Genomic DNA, 16585 nt, shown 5'->3' with positions numbered 1-16585 from the left:
ACAACCATTAATAAATAGTTTTACTGTCGACATTAGCAGACACTTAAATCCGTCTCAACAATAAGAGACCATATCCGACAGATTAAAAGATACAGACACCTTAAATTACTCCGCTAAATATTCTCAATAAAAAGATATCTACACTTATTAAATCTGTTAAAAGGAGTTAGACATGTTGTACCCCAACCATTACCTTCAAATTCTATCCGCGGCACTACTTTCTCTAGGTGCTTCCCTATCACCAAGCATAAACGCTGTAGAATGCGGCGATATCATTACAGAGCCCGCAACACTAACAGAAGATCTAACCTGTTCAATCAGTGCCCCAAATAGCGCAGCTCTCACTATTCAAGGACCAAGTGGCAGCCTATATATGGCAGGATTCTCACTTACCTGTTCCGGACTGGATCAGTCAAACGGGATAGTCCTTACAGGCTCATCCGGTGAACTATCCACAGGCACAATTAATGGCTGTAACGACGCAGTAGTACTTTCAGAAGGTGGGCTTCATACCGTATACGGCATCAATATATTACTTCCACTGGACGATGCCATTGTTGTAAGCAGTGATAGCAATATCGTCACAGGCAATTATACACTTGGTGACGGGAATGACTCAGATGATGGAATCGATATCAATGGTAACCTTAATTTTATTTCCCAAAACATAATTGAGTTATCCGGTGACGAGGGCATGGAAGTTGACGGCACTTCCAATACAATAATCGGCAATACTATTACTGGGTCCGACGGTGATGGAGTCGAATTAGATGGGGATTTTTCAATCTTTGTCTCGAACATTGTACAAGACAATGACAATACAGGTATTGAAATTGAAGGAAGCTCATGCACCGTTTCGAATAACACAACAGTAGAAAATGGATCTTCTGGAATTTCATTAGAATTTTCCGCATCCAACAATGGCATCAGTCAAAATACCAGCAGTGACAATGGAGCTTACGGTATATTAGTTATCGGTGTTAACGCCATTGGCAATAACATTGTCTTTAACACTGCCACAGGAAACGGCTTATTCGACCTTGAAGATCTTTTTGAGAGTGAGGATTGTAGCGTTAACAATAACCTTTGGTCAGGCAACACCTTCACATCCGCGGAGCCAAGCTGCCTTGAATAAACCCTAAGTTACGTCTGCCGGGGTTATTAGCCTTTAAACTAAGGCAATAACCCCGCCCCCCTTTACTGCCAATGCTACTATTTCAGGTCGGCATTACCCCCTTTTCAAATTAACTTTCAGAGACAACGGCATCCATCTCAATCTCCACTAACCAATTAGAGTCAATAAACCCTTTAACCTCCACAAAAGTACAGGCAGGGCGAATATCTGAAAACAGTTCCCCATGTGCCCTGGCCGCATCTTCCCAGCGCTTTATATCAACTAACATAATCCGGGTTCTAATAACGTCAGACAGATGTCCACCAGCCTCCTTCAGAGCAGCGACCGCAATATCCAAGCAGAGTTTGGTCTGGCCATAAACATCACCGATAAAGGCAGTTTTGCCCTCTGATATAGGAGCGGTCCCCGATATAGCGATTTGCCCCCCGACCCTACAGGCTCTTGAAAACCCTATGGGATTCTCAAGGTATGAACCGGAACTTACCAATTTTCTCACTTTAACTCCTTCTAACGAGTAAATACGGCTATTTTATTTCCATCCAAATCCCTAAAATAGGCCCCATAAAAAGATTCCGAATTCCTATAGCCTGGATCACCTTCAGATGTCCCTCCAAGTCCAAGCGCTACAGAAAAAATCTTATCGACTTTATCAATACTGCCAACGTTAAGGGCTAACATTGTACCGTTACCAATACTCGCCGGCTTTTCATCATAGGGAGCAGTAACAGCAAGTTTTGTGGAGGAGCCTTTAAACTGCCAGAAAATAACTGTATCAGAGTGATAAACTTCCTCTGCAGCAATAGGGGCTAAAATCTTGCAATAAAACAGCCCCGCCCTGGGCAAGTTATTTGTACCTAATGTTATATGAGAAATCATGTCGTAAAGCACCCTATTGGAAAAGTAAGACCTAAGATTTTATGGTCTAACCGCTAAAGCAACTACTGTATTTCAAAGTTTTCAATCCGTGATCAGGTCTCTATTTAGTGAGAACGGCACCTCCAGATTATTGCCCCTACCTAAAATCTACAAATTCCCAGTAGTCAACGGGCAGGTTTCATATTGGCACAGCTGGTGATCAGGACCGAACTCAAACCGGCCTTTAATTTCATTTAAATACTCCAACAGTGCCGAGACTCTCTTGGGCTTATTGACTCCGGGCCGATAGACTACATAAATTGGCATAAATATCGCGTGCCATTCAGGAAATATTCGTATTAACTCCTGCTTCTCCAACTCGCAGATCATGCTGTTAACCGGAATTTGAGCTATTCCCACCCCGCCAGCAGCAGCCCTTATTGCCGTTTCTGGATTGCCACAATGGAAGTTACTTCGCACTTCGATAGATTCCGTTTTGTTTTCGGATACCAGAGTCCAAAAAGCAGACTCAGGGGCAGTCCCGGCTGTAATACAATTGTGCTGCCTGAGCTCCTGGGGTGACTCAGGTATTCCGTACTCCCTTAAATAGTCCGGACTGGCTACCAGAACCTGAGTCGTATACCCGATTTCTTTCGCCACCAAACGGTCATCGGCGATCTGCCCGACACGAATTGCCAGGTCTATACCCTGAATAAACAGGTCATCAAAAGTGTTGGATAGCTCCAGCGAGATTTGGGCTTTCGGCCACTGCTGGAGAAATGGAGGGAAAATATACTGGGCCAGGTAGCTCCCCATGGCCGGGGGGGCCGATACACGCAGCAACCCCTGTACTTGCTGCTCTATCTCCCGCACATCCTCGCGCAAGGATTTAAACTCCTCTACCAGTAGAGAAGCGCGACGCAGAGTGACTTTACCTGCATCAGTGATCTCAATTTTCCTGGTAGATCGCTCCAACAGCCTGGCCTGTAACTGCTCTTCCAACTTCGATATGGCCTTGCTCACCGTAGATTTGGGTAATCCCAGCTCTTCGGCGCAGTGAGTCAGACTCATCAGTCTACAAGTGGTTACAAAGATAGATAAAGTTCGGAAGTCTATAGTTTCCAAATCGCGAACAATCAATTTCCAAACGCCTTATTGTTTCAAATTACCCAAGAGAATAGTCTGTGCGCCATCGAGAGACAACTGCATTCAGCGACAACATTTAAGGTGAACAAGATGACTGCGACACAAGACTTGTTTTCAAGCATTCAATTGGGTGATGTAAAACTGACTAACCGTGCCGTGATGGCCCCTCTGACCCGCTCAAGAGCTGAAAACCATGTACCTACCCCTTTAATGGCTGAGTACTATGCACAGAGGGCAGGCGCCGGCCTGATTATTGCCGAGGCAACCATGGTAGCTGAGGGAACCTCGGCCTTTATCTCTGAACCAGGCATTTACTCCCAGGAGCAGATTGAAGGCTGGAGGCGAGTCACTGATGCCGTGCACGAGAGAGGCGGCAAAATATTTCTGCAACTTTGGCATGGCGGACGAGCCAGTCACCCAGACCTCAATAATGGTGCAACACCTGTAGCCGCAAGCCCAGTCGCCATTGATGATAGCGTCCACACACCGGATGGAAAAAAACCTTACACCACCCCTCGTTCTCTTGAAATCGAGGAGGTCCCAAGTATTGTTGCAGCTTTTAAGCAGGGAGCAATCAATGCCAGAGATGCCGGCTTCGACGGGGTAGAAGTTCACGGTGCAAACGGCTATCTACTGGATAATTTCTTGCGGGATGGCTCAAACTTAAGAACAGATGAATACGGTGGGGCGTTGGAGAATCGTGCACGCCTACTCTTCGAAGTTCTGGAAGTCGTCATCGAGGTTTGGAGCTCAGGCAAGGTCGGATTGAGAACATCCCCCCTGAACGGATTTAATAGCATGCGTGACAGCGACCCTGTGGGACATACCCGCTGGCTCGCCGATAAGCTTAATGAGTACAACCTGGCATACTGGCACCTGATGCGAGCGGATTTCCTGGGTGAGCAACTTGGAGATGTATTAACCCCCGCCAGGGAGCAGTACAAGGGCAACCTAATAGGCAATATGGGTTACGGGCGAGATGAGGCCAATGAAGCCATTGGTCAGCAACAGGTGGATGCAGTGGCCTTTGGTGTTCCATTCCTGGCCAACCCGGATCTACTTGAGCGGTTTAAAGCAGGGGCCAGCTTGAATGAAGCAGACCCGAGCACTTTCTACCAAGGCGGTGCAAACGGCTATACCAATTATCCCACGATGTCCTGACCTCTTCATATTTGCAGATAGGTCGCCTTAAGCGGGCGACCCACCCTCCTCACTCAGATTGGCTACCGCCACAGGTCGGATCTTTATATTACTTATCAATGAGACCAACACAAAACTGAGCAACATTAACAAGTACCACGAGCTGAGCTTCGCCAGAGATACCATTTGCCATTCGTGGGATTGATTAGGGTAAATCCATATATTTGCAAAAGTAGCAATGTTTTCAGCAAACCAAATAAACAGTGCTACCAGCAACCACCCCAAAAGAAGCGGCATAGAGCGATGCTTTTCAACGACCTTAAAGTAAATATTGGTTCGATAAAACATTAACACTGTTCCCGCTAGTAATGCCCAGCGGAAATCCCAGATATAGTGATGTGTAAAGAAGTTGACATAGATAAACACAACCAGAACAACTGTCAGCAATTTCGATGGATAGTGAGAATATTCAAATTCAAAAATTCGCCACACTCGAGCAATGTAACTGCCCACTGCGCTATACATGAACCCTGTAAACAGTGGCACATTACCAATCCCAAAGAAGTACTCTTCCGGGTAACTCCATGAGCCAATAGCATCGGAGGTCTTAAATATCTCCATGGCGGTCGCAACGACATGAAATACGACAATAACTATTGACTCCCTAAATGTTTCCAGTTTTGTCGCTAGAAGAAAGACCTGAAAGGCTATGGCAGCCAGAAAAATAAAGTCATACCGGTGAATCGATTCCAGTGGATACCAATAGTTGGTGACAATCATAATTCCCAGCAGGAAACCGCCAAACATGCAGGCGTAAGCCTGCCTCAAGCCGAACAGCCAGAATTCACGTATATATCGTTTCAAATCTACACTTGATAACACTGCAAATAACACCTGTACGGTAGAAAGCCCTGATGCTCTGCAAGGCGGCTACGGAACGTCAATTCCATTTAAAAGTCTGGCGTACAGCCAGCGACTCCTATCAATATTTAGCAAATCCAACTATCTGATCACAATATTTTTGAAGTCAAACTCTTTACTCCCCGCTTTAAAACCTAGGTTCAAGACTTCCCCATATTGCTCGGGCACTTCAAAGAATACTATTTCCAGATCTGCCTCTGAACCTTGAGGAAGCTCCAGATACGCCACCCCTTTCACCTCCTGCCCACCTCCAAAGGCCTCATATTCCTTAAAGACAGCGCCATCTTTCATAATCAGGCGCCAGGAAGTCAGCCTCACTTTCTGGCCACTTCTCCGGTTAGTAACGGTCATACGGCATTGCCAGACAGAAGAATGATACAAACAAGATATCAGGTCCAACCCTCCCCGACTGCCTACATAGCAAAAGTAAAGCTTAAGAATTCACACCGAAGGATATAGGTAAGTTTGCTGAAAGTTCGGAGATGAGATGTTGAGGAACTTACAAGATAAGGAAGTAGCAAGAAGCTACTTCCTTATCTTGCGCTTCATTTTATAACTAGCGGGTTTAGCCAACTATATTACACACCACCAACTGCATTCTTATATTCTACATATGCTGGTAATGCCACAGCAGCAACAATACCCACTATTGCAATGAGTAAGAAACAAACACCCCAAATGGACCATTTTCTCTGTACAGAGTTAAAGTGCTCAATACTTTCCCACTGCTTATTCCTCCAGGCGAGTTCCCGCCCTTTTATTCCCAAATAGATAGAAAAAATAAAACCAATATAAGGAACCAGAGCAAGCAAGCCTATATAAGTTTTGTTAAAGATGGCCCATATCCAACTAAAAAAGAAGGCACCCCAACTCCAACCTTTAACTCCCTCTGGGACAATATCACTTTTCTGCCCAGAATTATTATCAGCATCAACATTCACATCCGAATTTGGCGCAACATACGGATTAGTCATAACTTCCCCAAATTTTTCATTTTATAAATAGAATAAGTGCAGCAGGAGAAAAACTATTCCAAAAAAAGAAGGAAAGCTGCCTATTATCATGTAAATGAAGGCTCCCCTGTACAGGAAATGAATTCTAATCTGCTAACATTGGCAGTGCAATAGAACATCCAGACAAACACGAGTTACTGCTCAAGCAATTGCTTAAGTCATTATCATACCTGTCACTATCCCTATTCTCGCCGTCATAGCTAGACAATCGTGCCACTACCAACACACCAAGGAAAGCCAGCATTAATGTAAAGGAAATTATTCTTTATAAGTAGTTAGAAAAGTGCAATGAAATTCAGCTTTAAATAAAAAATCCATACTGGAAACAAAAAAACCTCTTACTCAAGCCATAGACTTAATGTAAGAGGTTTTTGATTAAGGGGTGCCTGATTAACGTGGACTAAAAATCAAGCAATTCGCCCGGCCCGCAACCACTCAGAAACACAAAAGGCCAATTCCAATACTTGGTCGGCATTCAACCGTGGATCACATTGAGTGCGGTAGCAACTGGCTAAATCTGCCTCAGAAATTTTCCAAGCTCCACCGGTGCACTCAGTAACATGCTGCCCGGTCATTTCCAGATGGATACCGCCGGGATGGCTTCCTTCGGCCCAGTGTACCGAGAAAAAGTCGCGAATTTCCCGCAGGATTTTTTCAAAATCACGAGTTTTATAGCCGTTACCCGCTTTAACTGTATTGCCATGCATGGGATCAGTACTCCATACCACCGAGCGCCCCTCCGCTTGAATGGCGCGCACCAATGCAGGCAATTTTTCTCCCAAAGTATCGGCGCCCATACGGGTAATCAATGTAAGGCGACCTGCATCGTTCTCAGGGTTGAGCTTATCGATCAAACGCAGCAACTCATCCGGTTGCATCTTTGGACCAACTTTCACCCCAATCGGGTTGCAAACACCGGAGAGAAACTCCACATGAGCGCCATCCAGTTGCCGAGTGCGTTCACCGATCCACAACATATGCGCAGAGCAGTCATACCATTTGCCAGTAAGACTATCGGTTCGTGTCAGTGCCTGCTCGTACTCAAGCAAAAGCGCCTCATGAGAGGTGTAGAGTGAAGTCTCACGAATTGCGGGAGAGTTCTCTGAGGTAACACCACATACCGCCATAAACTCTAAAGCTTCCTGAAGGCGTTCCGCCAGCTGGGCATATTTTTCCCGCTGAGGATTATTCTTCAGGAAGCTGAGATTCCATTTGTGCACCTGATGCAGATCGGCCAATCCCCCCTGGGCGAAAGCTCGCAGTAGGTTCAGGGTGGCAGCCGATTGATTATAAGCAGTTACCATCCGCTGTGGATCAGGTATGCGCGCTTCAGCGGTAAAATCAATGCCGTTGATAATATCGCCACGGTAACTGGGCAGCTCTACTCCATTCACTGTCTCGGTATTTGCTGAACGGGGTTTGGCATATTGGCCGGCCATTCTCGCAACTTTCACCACCGGCAGGTTACCGGCAAAGGTGAGCACGACAGCCATCTGCAACAATACCTTGAAAGTATCGCGAATGCGGTTTGCATTAAAATCGGCAAAAGATTCAGCACAATCACCGCCCTGCAAAAGGAAGGCTTTCCCCTCGGCAACCTGAGCCAGCTGACGGCGCAGCTCGCGAGCCTCTGCCGCAAAAACCAGGGGCGGATGACCAGAGAGCTGTTTAGCCACCTGGGCAACATCTTCGGCAGACGTGTATTGGGGCTGTTGATGTGCGGTGAAGTTTCGCCAGCTCTGGGGGGTCCAAATTTGGGTGGGGGATTCGGGCACTGGGACTCCTAGCTCAACTTCCATCTTTCACTCTTACTTCTAAAGGATAAATCTTAAGGGTGAGCATATTGCTCACCCCCAAATGTGCCGAATTTACAGCACGCTGGCAACAGCCTTACAGAAGTATTCCATATTATTGGAACTCAGGCCGGCAATACTGATGCGACTCGAGTCCACCATATAAATGGAATAGTCCTTTTGCAGCTGTTGTACCTGTTCGGGATTGATACCCAGGAATGAGAACATCCCTTTCTGCTGGCGGATAAAGCCAAACTCACCGGCAGCACCCGCTGCGGCGAGCCCTTCTACCAATCCAGCACGCAAACCGTTAATACGCTCGCGCATTTCGGTCAGCTCAGCTTCCCAGTTCGCTTTCAGTCCCGCATCAGTAAGAATAGATTCTACAATGGCAGCACCGTGGGAAGGTGGCATGGAATAGTTGCCACGAATAGCGCTCAGCAACTGGCTATGGCCTTTATCGGCGGCTTCACCATTCGCATAAATCACCATAGCCAGGCCGACACGTTCGCGATAGAGGCCAAAATTTTTCGAGCAGGAAGCCGCGACCAGCATTTCTGGAACAGATTCAGCCATCAAGCGCAGGCCGTAGGCGTCATCTTCCAGGCTCTCGCCAAAGCCCTGATAGGCCATATCGATAAACGGCGTGAAGCCCTGCTTTTGCGCCATTTCTGCCAACACTTTCCACTGCTCACGGGACAGGTCCGCGCCACAGGGGTTATGACAGCAGGCGTGGAAAAGAACAACATCACCCTCACCCACATCCTTCAGAGTCTCGACCATTTTGTCGAACTGCAAACTGCTGGTAGCGCGGTCATAGTAGGGGTAGCTCTTGATTTGCAAGCCCGCATTACCCAGAAGCGGCACATGGTTAGCCCAAGTGGGGTCACTCACCCACACGGTTGCCCCAGCTTTGGCGCGATTAATCAATTCCGCCAGAACTCTTAAAGCACCACATCCACCGGGAGTTTGGGCTGAGCGAACGCGACCGCCCACCAACGCGGGGTGCCCGGCACCCAGTACCAGCTCCTGCATGACTGTGTTGAAACCTGGAGTTCCGGCCGGGCCGATATAGGCCTTGGTTTCCTCACCCTGCAATAAGCGGGTTTCGGCTTCCTTGACGGCTTGCAAGACAGCGGTATGGCCTGCCTCATCTTTGTAGACGCCCACACCGAGATCAATTTTGCTGGGGTTTTCATCCGCGCGGTAGCTGGCCAAAAGGCCCAAAATCGGATCTGGCGGAAGGCTGTTTAAATGCTCAAACATCTGAAAACTCCTCTTAGTTATCTCATTTATTCATCAACGAGGCCGCGCTCAGACCATTCCTTCGCGCGTACCATTAACTTATCAATAATGCTATCCAGTTGTTCCCGCTCCTCAGTGGAGAGGGATGCCATCAAGTCATTCTCGTACTGATGGGCCAGCGGCACTATGCGAGCATAAATATCACGCCCCAACTCCGACAGGTTCAGCACTTGCCGGCGCCGGTCACCGGGATCTTCACTGCGTGTAATGTAGTCATTCTTTAACAGAGAAGAGACGGCCCGACTGATTGCGACCTTGTCCATCGCCGTCTGCTCAACCAGCTCGGCGGCAGATAAATCGGGAAAACGACCCAGAATTGCCATCACCCGCCAAGCGGGAATGGTGAGGTGGAAGCGCGCACCATAAGCTTGCGCAATAGCATTACTCACTCGGTTGGAAAGTACCGAGAGGCGGTAGGGTAAGAACTTTTCGAGGCGCAGCTCGTCGTTCTCAACAACGGTGGGTCGCGTGTTTTGTTCGATTGTCATAGCTGCCCTCAAACCTGCCTGCTCGGGTGTCCCGGTTGTACCTGATACTCAATTTAACTAACATTGGTTTCAATTGTAACCACTATCGGCACAAATACTTTCTGGAAAAGTTACCGGGCCATACGAAAAAATGGCCGGACAGTATAGGTTTTTTTGCGCCATATTTGCGAACTAATTGGGTCTATGGCGCAAGAAATTTGCGTGTAAGTGGCGCTGAGATGCTCAATTTTTCGCCACACCTTCGAACCATCCGCACAGAAGCGAGGCCACGCCATGAAACAGTGGATCAGCTTTCCGCGAACGGAAGGAAATACAAGCCGCCAAGCCCATGCAGATTTCCCACCTAACAGCTTTGAAAGGGAAATGGGCAAAGAGGGTTTTTTTGGGCCCTGCACCCACTTCTATCACCGCCATCCCCCCACCGGCTGGAGTCAGTTCGAAGGTCCACTGCGTCCCCACGCTTTTGATGCCACGCAAATGGAGCACAAAGGAACAAGCCCCTGGGATCAAAAGCCGATCCTGCGAAACCAGGATAGTCAGGTCGCCCTCTGGACCTGCCGGGAGCCTATGGATCATCTGGTGCGCAACGCTGACGGCGACCAACTCCTGTTTATACACAATGGGAGCGGCGACTTGTTCTGTGATTTTGGCCATCTCTCTATTCGCGATGGAGACTATATCCTGCTGCCCCGCGGCACCTTATGGCGCCTGACGCCGACCGAGGATGAGCCACTGGAACTATTGATGGTGGAGGCGATAGGCAGCCATTTTCAGCTCCCCGAAAAAGGCATCCTTGGCCCCAATGCAATTTTTGACCAGGCGATGCTGGATGTGCCTCGTATAGATAAAGCCTTTCTCGATCAACAGGGCGATGATGAGTGGCGGGTTGTGGTTAAAGCCCGGCAACAGCTGTCGACCATTACCTACCCCTTCAACCCACTGGACGCCTGTGGTTGGACTGGGGACAACCTGGCCGTTCGCATCAACTGGCGCGATATACGCCCGCTGATGAGCCACCGCTACCACCTACCCCCTTCGGCTCATACCACCTTTATCGCACAAGGTTTTGTTGTAGCGACTTTTGTACCTCGCCCGATTGAGAGTGACCCGGGCGCACTCAAAGTCCCCTTCTTTCACAACAATGATGACTTTGATGAACTCATCTTCTATCACCGTGGTGACTTCTTTAGCCGCGACAATATTCATCCGGGGATGCTTACCCTCCACCCCATGGGATTTACCCACGGCCCCCACCCCAAGGCATTTGCTACCGGGGCCCGGCATGCGCGCAAGGAAACCGATGAAGTTGCTGTAATGATCGACAGCCGCACCCCCTGGGATATTCTCCCGGATGCCCATGCCGTGGAGCTAACAGATTATGTAAACTCCTGGAAGCCAAAGTGAATACAGCGCATCCAGACAACACCAAAAAGGCTGACAATCAAACAGCCAAACGCCAAAACAAAGAAAAGGAAAGAGAATGGACCTTTACGGATACTTTCGCTCATCCGCCAGCTACCGAGTGCGTATCGGGCTCAACTTGAAAGGCCTGGAATACGAGTATCACCCGGTAAACTTGCTCAAGGGAGATCAGCACGGAGACGACTACCGCGCGTTGAATCCACACGGGCTACTGCCAACCCTGAATGATGGCGAAACCAGTCTCACCCAATCCCTCGCCATTTTGGAATGGCTGGATGAAACCCATCCAGGACCAGCGCTACTTCCAAAGGCTCCTGAAGCCCGCGCACATATCCGCGCGCTCGCGCAAAGTATTGCCAGCGATATTCAACCTATACAGAACCTCAGGGTTCTGCAGTACCTCCAGGCTGAACTCAAAGTCAGTGATGAGCAAAAAATTCAATGGATTCAGCACTGGATACACCTGGGCTTCTCCGCACTGGAGAAGCAATTAAGGCCCGCGCCTTTCGCCGCTGGAGACAATCCAGGGTTGTTCGAGTGTTGCTTACTCCCACAAGTATACAGTGCGGAACGCTTTGGCCTGAATATGACCCAGTACCCCAAAATCCAGAAAATCACAGACGCTTGCAATGAACTGCCGGCCTTTATTAAAGCCCACCCTTCAGAACAACCAGACTGTATTGTGTAGTACTCTTTTATGGATGCCTGGTCTCATCGGGCATCCTTCATACACTCGAAAATTTCACTACTTGCCACATGTCATTGGCTGTGGTTAATATCTCTATCCAAACTTAAAAATAACTCGAATAATGATATTCCCCACTGCTGTAGCTAATCAGCCGAGGTCATCAATATGAACTCCCAAGATCAGATCTCCCCCAAAGAAAAAGAAGTCATTGAGCATGTCAAAAAGCTGAAGAGCTTTTACCAACACCTAATCACCTACTTATTAGTTATCTCGGGGCTAGTAATTGCCAACTTAATACTCGCCCCCGGATACTTATGGTCACTCTGGGCGGCATTTGGCTGGGGTATAGGCCTCGCCTCCCATGCAATTAGCACCTTCAATTTATTTAATTTCTTTGGTGAAGATTGGGAGAGAAAGCAGGTAGATAAGAGAATGGGACGTAAATAGAAGGTTTTAAAGTGCTTTATCACCAATTTTTCTTTAACCAAAACTTCGACAACAACAAAAACAGGCAGCCCCTTAGTAAAGTAATGCTCGTTCATATTCCCAAAAACCGTGTCACAACCATAGGGCTTCTCAAAATAAGTATTTCCAACCTCTTTCTGTTCTAGCCTCTTATATAAAACTTTACATAAAACTAGAAATAACCTTTCCACTAGCCAAATAAGCTACCTTCATTAACTACTGCATAGAAATCACAGCCGCCATGTCCTCCTTGGTTGAAATTAGGAGTCGTATAATGATAATTAGGGATTCATTTCAGCCCAGAATAGAAGCCTCTAACATACAAATAAGGCAGAAGATACTAATTGGATCTATGTTGATCAATTAGCCAGCCTTCTGCCTCACTTCATCTCTCTTAGTTACCTTCTAATTTTGAAAGGTAAAACTGAAAAGCACGATGTGCCACTTGATGACCTATCGCCTGCCCTGCAGGTACTGAAGGCTCAAAGTGTACACCTCCCCATACACGACTGTTACCACAGTCCTCTTCAAATGAAGTCCAGGTAGGAAAATATAGATTCAAGTCAGTTTGTGGTGTTACACCAGGTTCAATCTGAGAGCTGCCAGACAGCGCAGTTACAGAATATCCCAAAGTATCGCCTTGAGGTAAAAACAAGCGGCTTGTCTCGGCATGCGCAGCACAAAAGCTAGCTGATGCGGAGGGATACTCGGGATGATCAGCTACAGGCAGATAGCTAGTCCACTGACTGGCGGGTAAATCATTCACAGTTCCCTTTCCAGCACCACCCCAAGCCGTTACAGGTTCATCCTTATAAATATACCGAACAGCAGAAAAAGGCCTTACTGAGTTATGGCGACGCTTTTCCTTCCAGATAGCAATAGCAGTATCAAAAGCTGCCATATTAGTCAGGAAGTCATAGTGTATGAAATCCATCAGAGATAAACCTTGAGATTCAGATGCAAAAACGGCAGCGAAGCCTAAGCTGAATATCTTCATATCAAATAGCTCGGCTTTCATCTTCTGCTCATCAGTTAAATTCGCTGATGTAGCCAATACATCATTTACTTGCGCTACGTAACTGGGGTAGTTCCAAATTTTGGATTTAATTGGTATTGGTGAAGTGAACTCATCAGGAGATTCGTAGCTGTAGGGCGTAGTCAATGCGATTTGAGGAGTGACGAACTGCTGAACCCGAAATACGCCTGGTCGCTCCATTAAAACTGCCGGCTGCCATTTTGATGGAAAACGCAGCTTGTAGGCAGAATTAGCGGGTTTAAAGTCAGTATAATCGGCATAAGGCAAGCGATGATAAAGCTGGTTACCTTCATTACCTAACTGATTCATCCCATCATTGACACGCCCTTCCAGAACTTTTCTACCAGCATAATTTCCTATACCAATTGGTGTCGTCGTATCTTCTGAAATATTTTCAGGATCTAGCCCTAGCTCAATTAGCATATCATCCCATTCAGATACCAAATGGGGAAATAAACCACTTAGTACTTTGTGGGAAGCATAGGTCAATGCAATATTTAACTCAGTATTATCTGTCGGCTCTGTCATTCGACTAATATCTGAGTAAACTCCCTTTGCTGTCGGATGATAAGGTGCTGTTGCATCAAACCAGGAGTTAGTGATAAGCGCTGTAAAACGGAGTACCAACGTCGCATCATTTGCAGCCGGAGACACTTCGAAGATTGCGCAGGCTGCAGCTGGGATTATATTTTGTACCGCAACATTACAAGTTCCAAGCTCTTCAGAGCTACATTTTGGAGGCAATGAAACGTCCTCTAACTGAGGGCAACTGATGGCCTGTGCTTGCCAACTTGCTGAAACAAATACTAATCCTATAATACTTTTTAAAGCTTTTTTATAAGTTACATCTTTTAGCATTGGATTTTCCTTTTTGCTATATCCATGTGACCAATGTAGCATCCCAACCACCGATCACTTTCTAATGATAAACACCTAAAAACACTTTAAAACAAACTGTTCGACCCCCATTTCAATTGTAAATGACCATAATTCCTGACATTTTTTAGTGCCGACAGCACTTGCATTATCAGAACCAATATTAAAAAACAACAATTAAGGCAAGCTAATAAAACTACTTGCAAAGTAATTACTTGTAAAGATACCAGCTCACAGAAACAGTAATTTTTTGAGATTCAAATTAATAGCGAACTCTTTTAAAAAACCAACAATCCATTTTTTCTTTTAACAAACTGCAAAGTCAAAAAAGTTACACCTTAGCGAATACTTTTTGAATTTAAAAGGGCCTCACCCAATATATACACTCCACAAACACTAACTGGCCCAACACAAACAGTAACAAAATCACTAATGCGACAGCATTTAACACTATAAAACCAACGCTTTTCCTTTCAGTTACTTAGATTATACCTTCTACTGATATCGGATTTACTTGTCTTATTTTGTGAGCACCCAAATAATTAAAGCCCACTTAACTCGAATACGGATAGCGTGCAGCTGCCATCAAAGCCATATACAAAAGCACCAACCGTTTGATTTTATTCTACTAGAATTATATTTACTAGGAAATTGCAGGCACTTATTTGATATTTCTTGAACAAGCACACTGAATAGATCGGAACAACAAGCCACCCATCAAAGGGAGTAAAAATAATTAGATAGAAGAACTTTATGAGCGACAGCCTCATACTTTAGTGCAATCCTTGGCAGCACAATATACTGTTAAACGAAGCTCTAAGGTGAAAATACTACATACACATCTGAAAGGCTCTGGAAGAATCGCTTATAGTAATTTCCAGAAACAAGCTAACTAACAATGGATTGGTTTCAGCTTTATCGAGAACTATTTTCTTTCGAGTGCGGGCAGAGTTAAATCTAAGGAAAATAGTTTCATTTTAATTTGCAATACTTAACATCTTTTTGATACACTACAACTTTTATGCTAACTTAAAATAACAAACATTCAAAATGCTCTTCCAAGAGCTGTGTACCAATTTTTACCTGCAAGCATCTCACCCGCTTCCATAAGGTACTGAGCACCTTTAGTATCTATGTATTTCTGACAAATATTGCCTATTTCACCATTTTTCAATTCGCCTGAAAGTTTATCCCAATCACTTGGATCATTGTGAGTTAGGGAGTAAAAAGCAAATGTCATTATTAGTGAGCCTTCTCTATTATCTATTAACTGATCAAGGTTTTCTTTCATGAATAACTCTTTTAGCAAATGCTAAAGTCATGTGCAGGTTTAACTATAGCGATAACTATCTTCACACTTTTTATTCTCTAATATCACCGTAAACGGCGATGCACAATGCGCCGAATACAGTGCCCCCCCAAAGCATGGAACACTCTTAATAGGTATCGCGATACAATTTCTTACAATTCACACACCTTAATATACAACCTCCATCATGCGAAATTAGCTTATGTGGCTCCAATTTAATACTCTTAATACCAGTAAAACCACGGTACTCATAAAGATGAATAGCCGCTGTATTATCAGAAAATACGATAAGACTTAGTTCACTGTAGCCTTCACCTATAGCTTTGCTCTTCGTTCGCTCCAGTAAAGCTTTGCCAATGCCTATGTTCCTGTTTTTTTCACCAACGCCCATAGCGCCGAGAAAGTAACTCCCCTCAACCCTGCTGGAATAGAATTCACGGAACCTCTTTAAACGATCCGCCGGCAGAAAATTTATTAGCTCGTCAGTTATACAGTGGAACTGCGCGGGATATGAAAGCGCCATACCAACAATCTCATGATCAGATTCTGCAACAATGCAGCTACGGAACGTATGTGGATATACATCTTGCTTTAATCCAGCAGATAGCAATTATATAGCTGACATACCAGGCACTAGATCATGAAATAAGTACTCCACAACTCCACCGGAAGCCATATAGTCAAGCTCTGCAATACGGTGACTATCATCCTTTTTTCCTTGCCTGTAGCTCATAATCATCTCGTGTTATAGAACATCATTCTTGGATACATATTCAACCGGTCCGATAAGACTAGCTACCCGAAAGCGCATTATTTAATGATTTCTTAAGTTTCTTCATCGCATGGAACTAGAAAATTAGGACTTACACCAGATAAAGCCTCATAGCATCCTACAAACCAATATGGCTTATAGTGCACATAAATTAGCGATGGCAACTCTATATCAACATCTTAGCCATGGATTGATATCACTCATCGAACAACCCAATACCT

17 protein-coding genes are annotated in these 16585 nt (G+C 45.8%); 5 read left to right on the top strand and 12 right to left on the bottom strand.

Translation table 11 applies throughout. The features are described 5' to 3' along the window. Positions 1 to 172: 172 nt before the first annotated feature. The gene (locus ACJJII_RS15965) at positions 173 to 1135 is read left to right on the top strand and encodes a right-handed parallel beta-helix repeat-containing protein (protein ID WP_444916898.1); all 963 of its coding nucleotides are present in this window, start codon (positions 173 to 175) and stop codon (positions 1133 to 1135) included. Between the two features lie 109 nt (positions 1136 to 1244). Here the strand turns inward: ACJJII_RS15965 and ACJJII_RS15960 are convergent, their stop codons facing one another. The 3 genes from ACJJII_RS15960 to ACJJII_RS15950 all read right to left on the bottom strand — a co-directional run bounded on the left by ACJJII_RS15960 (position 1245) and on the right by ACJJII_RS15950 (position 3115). Then, positions 1245 to 1631, bottom strand: coding sequence for a RidA family protein (locus ACJJII_RS15960; RefSeq protein ID WP_444916897.1), 387 nt, complete (start codon positions 1629 to 1631; stop codon positions 1245 to 1247). A gap of 11 nt (positions 1632 to 1642) precedes the next feature. Beyond that, positions 1643 to 2011 carry a VOC family protein gene (locus ACJJII_RS15955; protein WP_444916896.1) on the bottom strand — a complete coding sequence of 123 codons (369 nt, stop codon included), beginning with the start codon at positions 2009 to 2011 and terminating at the stop codon, positions 1643 to 1645. 147 nt (positions 2012 to 2158) lie between these two features. Next, a complete protein-coding gene (locus ACJJII_RS15950; protein ID WP_444919279.1) occupies positions 2159 to 3115 on the bottom strand; it encodes a LysR family transcriptional regulator in 957 nt (318 codons plus the stop codon). Positions 3116 to 3226: 111 nt separating this feature from the next. Between ACJJII_RS15950 and ACJJII_RS15945 the strand changes: the two genes are divergently transcribed. Then, positions 3227 to 4297: an alkene reductase gene (locus tag ACJJII_RS15945; RefSeq protein ID WP_444916895.1), complete on the top strand. Its 1071-nt coding sequence runs from the start codon at positions 3227 to 3229 to the stop codon at positions 4295 to 4297. 27 nt (positions 4298 to 4324) lie between these two features. On the opposite strand, the gene ACJJII_RS15940 is transcribed toward ACJJII_RS15945, so the two are convergent. The 6 genes from ACJJII_RS15940 to ACJJII_RS15915 form a co-directional block, all read right to left on the bottom strand. Further along, entirely contained in the window at positions 4325 to 5140 is an 816-nt protein-coding gene (locus ACJJII_RS15940) for a DUF817 domain-containing protein (protein WP_444916894.1), read from the bottom strand. A 138-nt stretch (positions 5141 to 5278) separates the two neighbouring features. Continuing rightward, the gene (locus tag ACJJII_RS15935) at positions 5279 to 5488 is read right to left on the bottom strand and encodes a hypothetical protein (RefSeq protein ID WP_444916893.1); all 210 of its coding nucleotides are present in this window, start codon (positions 5486 to 5488) and stop codon (positions 5279 to 5281) included. A 287-nt stretch (positions 5489 to 5775) separates the two neighbouring features. Continuing rightward, positions 5776 to 6171 carry a hypothetical protein gene (locus ACJJII_RS15930; RefSeq protein WP_444916892.1) on the bottom strand — a complete coding sequence of 132 codons (396 nt, stop codon included), beginning with the start codon at positions 6169 to 6171 and terminating at the stop codon, positions 5776 to 5778. Positions 6172 to 6617: 446 nt separating this feature from the next. Then, positions 6618 to 8009 (bottom strand): class II 3-deoxy-7-phosphoheptulonate synthase, encoded by a 1392-nt coding sequence (locus ACJJII_RS15925; protein WP_444896762.1) that lies wholly within the window; start codon positions 8007 to 8009, stop codon positions 6618 to 6620. 69 nt (positions 8010 to 8078) lie between these two features. Beyond that, positions 8079 to 9269, bottom strand: a complete 1191-nt coding sequence (locus ACJJII_RS15920; RefSeq protein ID WP_444916891.1) for an amino acid aminotransferase — start codon at positions 9267 to 9269, stop codon at positions 8079 to 8081. A 26-nt stretch (positions 9270 to 9295) separates the two neighbouring features. Beyond that, entirely contained in the window at positions 9296 to 9796 is a 501-nt protein-coding gene (locus ACJJII_RS15915; RefSeq protein WP_282933355.1) for a MarR family winged helix-turn-helix transcriptional regulator, read from the bottom strand. Between the two features lie 273 nt (positions 9797 to 10069). Here ACJJII_RS15915 and ACJJII_RS15910 point away from each other — a divergent pair, with 273 nt between their 5' ends. The 3 genes from ACJJII_RS15910 to ACJJII_RS15900 all read left to right on the top strand — a co-directional run bounded on the left by ACJJII_RS15910 (position 10070) and on the right by ACJJII_RS15900 (position 12353). Further along, on the top strand, positions 10070 to 11200 hold the full coding sequence (locus ACJJII_RS15910; RefSeq protein WP_444916890.1) for a homogentisate 1,2-dioxygenase: 1131 nt from the start codon (positions 10070 to 10072) through the stop codon (positions 11198 to 11200). 76 nt (positions 11201 to 11276) lie between these two features. Further along, positions 11277 to 11906 carry a maleylacetoacetate isomerase gene (gene maiA, locus ACJJII_RS15905; RefSeq protein WP_444916889.1) on the top strand — a complete coding sequence of 210 codons (630 nt, stop codon included), beginning with the start codon at positions 11277 to 11279 and terminating at the stop codon, positions 11904 to 11906. A gap of 165 nt (positions 11907 to 12071) precedes the next feature. After that, positions 12072 to 12353, top strand: a complete 282-nt coding sequence (locus ACJJII_RS15900; protein WP_444894281.1) for a 2TM domain-containing protein — start codon at positions 12072 to 12074, stop codon at positions 12351 to 12353. Positions 12354 to 12765: 412 nt separating this feature from the next. On the opposite strand, the gene ACJJII_RS15895 is transcribed toward ACJJII_RS15900, so the two are convergent. The 3 genes from ACJJII_RS15895 to ACJJII_RS15885 all read right to left on the bottom strand — a co-directional run bounded on the left by ACJJII_RS15895 (position 12766) and on the right by ACJJII_RS15885 (position 16202). Next, positions 12766 to 14265, bottom strand: coding sequence for a vanadium-dependent haloperoxidase (locus ACJJII_RS15895; RefSeq protein ID WP_444916888.1), 1500 nt, complete (start codon positions 14263 to 14265; stop codon positions 12766 to 12768). Between the two features lie 1063 nt (positions 14266 to 15328). Next, a complete protein-coding gene (locus tag ACJJII_RS15890) occupies positions 15329 to 15574 on the bottom strand; it encodes a hypothetical protein (protein ID WP_444916887.1) in 246 nt (81 codons plus the stop codon). 145 nt (positions 15575 to 15719) lie between these two features. Further along, positions 15720 to 16202: a GNAT family N-acetyltransferase gene (locus tag ACJJII_RS15885; RefSeq protein ID WP_444916886.1), complete on the bottom strand. Its 483-nt coding sequence runs from the start codon at positions 16200 to 16202 to the stop codon at positions 15720 to 15722. Positions 16203 to 16585: the final 383 nt, after the last annotated feature.

The sequence above is a fragment of the Microbulbifer maximicatervae (SeqCode) genome, assembly GCF_052467825.1.
Note: the sequence above shows the minus strand (reverse complement) of the source record. Positions and strands in the feature narration are given on the sequence as shown.

What these genes read in the sequence shown, in the direction of transcription:
- ACJJII_RS15965 (WP_444916898.1), top strand. Translation starts at nt 173, where the DNA reads ATGTTGTACCCCAACCATTACCTTCAAATTCTATCCGCGGCACTACTT.
- ACJJII_RS15955 (WP_444916896.1), bottom strand. Translation starts at nt 2,011, where the DNA reads ATGATTTCTCATATAACATTAGGTACAAATAACTTGCCCAGGGCGGGG.
- ACJJII_RS15945 (WP_444916895.1), top strand. Translation starts at nt 3,227, where the DNA reads ATGACTGCGACACAAGACTTGTTTTCAAGCATTCAATTGGGTGATGTA.
- ACJJII_RS15935 (WP_444916893.1), bottom strand. Translation starts at nt 5,488, where the DNA reads ATGAAAGATGGCGCTGTCTTTAAGGAATATGAGGCCTTTGGAGGTGGG.
- ACJJII_RS15930 (WP_444916892.1), bottom strand. Translation starts at nt 6,171, where the DNA reads ATGACTAATCCGTATGTTGCGCCAAATTCGGATGTGAATGTTGATGCT.
- ACJJII_RS15925 (WP_444896762.1), bottom strand. Translation starts at nt 8,009, where the DNA reads ATGGAAGTTGAGCTAGGAGTCCCAGTGCCCGAATCCCCCACCCAAATT.
- ACJJII_RS15920 (WP_444916891.1), bottom strand. Translation starts at nt 9,269, where the DNA reads ATGTTTGAGCATTTAAACAGCCTTCCGCCAGATCCGATTTTGGGCCTT.
- ACJJII_RS15915 (WP_282933355.1), bottom strand. Translation starts at nt 9,796, where the DNA reads ATGACAATCGAACAAAACACGCGACCCACCGTTGTTGAGAACGACGAG.
- ACJJII_RS15910 (WP_444916890.1), top strand. Translation starts at nt 10,070, where the DNA reads ATGAAACAGTGGATCAGCTTTCCGCGAACGGAAGGAAATACAAGCCGC.
- maiA (WP_444916889.1), top strand. Translation starts at nt 11,277, where the DNA reads ATGGACCTTTACGGATACTTTCGCTCATCCGCCAGCTACCGAGTGCGT.
- ACJJII_RS15900 (WP_444894281.1), top strand. Translation starts at nt 12,072, where the DNA reads ATGAACTCCCAAGATCAGATCTCCCCCAAAGAAAAAGAAGTCATTGAG.
- ACJJII_RS15895 (WP_444916888.1), bottom strand. Translation starts at nt 14,265, where the DNA reads ATGCTAAAAGATGTAACTTATAAAAAAGCTTTAAAAAGTATTATAGGA.
- ACJJII_RS15890 (WP_444916887.1), bottom strand. Translation starts at nt 15,574, where the DNA reads ATGAAAGAAAACCTTGATCAGTTAATAGATAATAGAGAAGGCTCACTA.